At 34.3% G+C, this 1,128-nt stretch carries 2 protein-coding genes; both read left to right on the top strand.

Annotated features, from left to right (window positions below):
- Positions 1–255 (top strand): PDZ domain-containing protein (locus WKI42_RS10440; RefSeq protein ID WP_368081884.1); only part of this gene is annotated, 255 nt, incomplete at its 5' end.
- 57 nt (positions 256–312) lie between these two features.
- Complete coding sequence (locus WKI42_RS10435) at positions 313–1,071, top strand: ParB/RepB/Spo0J family partition protein (RefSeq protein ID WP_368081883.1); 759 nt, start codon at positions 313–315, stop codon at positions 1,069–1,071.
- Positions 1,072–1,128: the final 57 nt, after the last annotated feature.

The raw sequence follows: 1,128 nt of genomic DNA, 5'->3' as shown, positions 1-1,128 counted from the left end.
AATATTCCAAGCAGTGTAACATCTGGTGTAGTTGTTCGTTCTGTGCAAAGTAATATGCCTGCAAATGGTCACCTTGAAAAATACGATGTTATTACAAAAGTAGATGACAAAGAGATTGCTTCATCAACAGACTTACAAAGTGCTCTTTACAATCATTCTATCGGAGACACCATTAAAATAACTTACTATCGTAACGGTAAAGAAGAAACTACATCTATTAAACTTGACAAGAGTTCAGGCGATTTAGAATCTTAATTGACATCTATGTAAAGAAAGCTTTACATAAGAGAAAAGATGTGTTAGTGTAGAATCATGGAAAAATTTGAAATGATTTCTATCACGGATATACAAAAAAATCCCTATCAACCCCGAAAAGAATTTGATAGAGAAAAACTACATGAACTAGCACAGTCTATCAAAGAAAATGGGGTCATTCAACCGATTATTGTTCGTCAATCGCCTGTGATTGGTTATGAAATTCTTGCAGGAGAGAGACGCTATCGTGCTTCACTTTTAGCTGGTTTAAGGTCTATCCCAGCTATTGTTAAACAACTTTCAGACCAAGAGATGATGGTCCAGTCCATCATTGAAAATTTACAGAGAGAAAATTTGAATCCAATAGAAGAAGCACGCGCCTATGACTCTCTCGTAGAGAAAGGATTTACCCATGCTGAAATTGCAGATAAAATGGGCAAGTCTCGTCCATATATCAGCAACTCTATTCGCTTGCTTTCCTTGCCAGATGCTATCCTCTCAGAAGTAGAAAATGGCAAACTATCACAAGCTCATGCGCGTTCTCTAGTTGGGTTGAATAAGGAACAACAAGACTATTTCTTTCAACGGATTATAGAAGAAGACATTTCTGTAAGGAAATTAGAAGCTCTTCTGACAGAGAAAAAACAAAAGAAACTGCAAAAAAATGATCATTTCATACAAAATGAAGAAGAACAGTTAAAAAAACTACTCGGATTAGATGTAGAAATCAAACTGTCTAAAAAAAATAGTGGAAAAATCATTATTACTTTCTCAAATCAAGAAGAATACAGTAGAATTATCAACAGCCTGAAATAAGGCTGTTCTTTTATTTTTTTATCTCACAAGGTTATCCACTATTTTTTTCAATAAAAA

The sequence above is a fragment of the Streptococcus pseudopneumoniae genome (assembly GCF_038148935.1).
GTDB classification, from domain to species: Bacteria; Bacillota; Bacilli; order Lactobacillales; family Streptococcaceae; genus Streptococcus; species Streptococcus pseudopneumoniae_U.
Note: the sequence above shows the minus strand (reverse complement) of the source record. Positions and strands in the feature narration are given on the sequence as shown.